This is a genomic window from Streptomyces niveiscabiei (assembly GCF_001419795.1).
In the GTDB taxonomy this organism is placed as follows: Bacteria; Actinomycetota; Actinomycetes; order Streptomycetales; family Streptomycetaceae; genus Streptomyces; species Streptomyces niveiscabiei.
The window spans coordinates 1-1,944 of the sequence record NZ_LIRL01001142.1 but is presented as its reverse complement, the minus strand read 5'-3'; the positions used below and the strand labels follow the sequence as shown (position 1 = coordinate 1,944).

The 1,944-nt window shown below is 76.4% G+C and carries 1 protein-coding gene; it reads left to right on the top strand.

Annotated features, from left to right (window positions below):
* Positions 1-1,944 (top strand): non-ribosomal peptide synthetase (locus AOK24_RS41080; protein ID WP_159052177.1); only part of this gene is annotated, 1,944 nt, incomplete at both ends.

Here is a 1,944-nt window from a genome sequence, read left to right as displayed (position 1 = left end):
CTCGGGGTGCTGAAGGCGGGGGCGGCCTACGTGCCGTGGAACCCGGCGTACCCGGCCGGGCGGCTGCGGGCGTTCCTGGCGGACGTCGCCCCGAAGATGCTGCTCACCGCATCGGACGTGACCCTCGACGCCGGTGACACGCCGGTGCTCCTCGTGGACGCCGGGCACGGCCCGCAGGCCGCCCCGCGCGGCCCCGGCCCCGAAAGCCCCGCGTACGTCATCCACACCTCGGGCTCGACCGGCGCCCCCAAGGGCGTCGTCGTCACCCACCGCAACGTCACGCGGCTGTTCGAGGCCACCGCGAGCCGCTTCGACGTCGGGCCCGACGACGTGTGGACGCTCTTCCACGCCTACACCTTCGACTTCTCCGTCTGGGAGCTGTGGGGCGCGCTGCTGCACGGCGGGCGCCTCGTCGTCGTCCCCCACGACGTCGCCCGCTCCCCGCACGACCTCCTCGACCTGCTCGCCGGCGAACGCGTCACGGTCCTCAGCCAGACCCCCTCCGCCTTCACCCAGCTCGCCGCCGCCGACGCGGAGAAACCCGCCCGACTCGCCCTGCGGTACGTCGTGTTCGGCGGTGAAGCCCTCGAACCCTGGCGGCTCACCTCCTGGTACACCCGGCACGCCGACGACGCCCCCCGCCTCGTCAACATGTACGGCATCACCGAGACGACCGTCCACGTCACACACACGGCCCTCGACGCGGGCGGCCCCGCCGGCATCGGCCGCCCGCTGCCCCACCTGCGGGTACGGCTCCTGGACGCCGCCCTGCGCCCCGTCCCGCCCGGCGTCCCCGGCGAGATGTACATCGCGGGCGACGGGGTGGCCCTCGGCTACCTGCGGCGTACGGCGCTGACCGCCGCCCGGTTCGTCGCCGACCCGCAGGGCCCGCCCGGCAGCCGCGCGTACCGCAGCGGGGACCTCGCCCGGTGGGGCGACGACGGCACCCTGGAGTACCTGGGACGGTCCGACCGGCAGGTCCAGGTACGGGGGTTCCGCGTCGAGCCCGGGGAGGTCGAGGCCGCTCTCACCGCGCTGCCCGGGGTGCGGGACGCGGCCGTCCACCTCGTCGAGCACGGGCCCGGGGACCGGCGGCTGACCGCCTGGCTCGCGGCGGACGAGGACATCGCACGGGAGGTGCCCGGACAGGCGGCCGCGGTGCTGCCGCCGCACCTGGTGCCCGCCGCGTGGGTCACCGTCGACGCGCTTCCGCTGACCGCCAACGGCAAGCTCGACCTCCGCCGGCTGCTCGCGCTGCGGCCGGGCGGCGCGGGCGGCAGGGCGGCGCGGGGCGAGCGGGAACAGGTGCTGAGCCGGCTCTTCGGCGAGGTCCTCGGACGTGGTGCCGTCGACGTGGAACAGGGGTTCTTCAGCCTCGGCGGGGACTCGCTGCTCGCCGCGCGGCTCGCGGGGCGGGTCCGCGCGGAACTGGGCGCCGACGTCGGCGTCCGGGACGTCTTCGAGCACCCCAGCGTCGCCGCCCTGGCCGCCCGCCTCGGCGGGAGCGCCGCCGTCGGCCCGCGTCCCGCGCCGATGACCCGCCCGGACCGGGTGCCCGCCTCGGCGAGCCAGCGCACCCTCTGGTTCCTGCACCGGCTCGACCCCCGCGCCACCGCCTACCACATCCCCCTCGCGACCCGGCTGCGCGGCGCCCTCGACGTGACGGCCCTGCGCGCCGCCGTGACCGACGTCCAGCTCCGCCACGAGAGCCTGCGGACGGTGTTCCCGCACACCGGGGAGGAACCCTGGCAGCGGGTCCTGGACGAGCCGGTGACCTCGCTGGAGGTGGTGGAGACGGACGAGCCGGGCCTCGGGTCCGTCCTGGAGAACGCCGTACGCCGGCCGTTCGACCTGGAGACGGAGGCCCCCTGGCGGGTCACGCTGCTGCGGCTCGGCGCCGCCGACCACGTCCTGCTGGTCGTCCTGCACCACATCGCCGCCGAC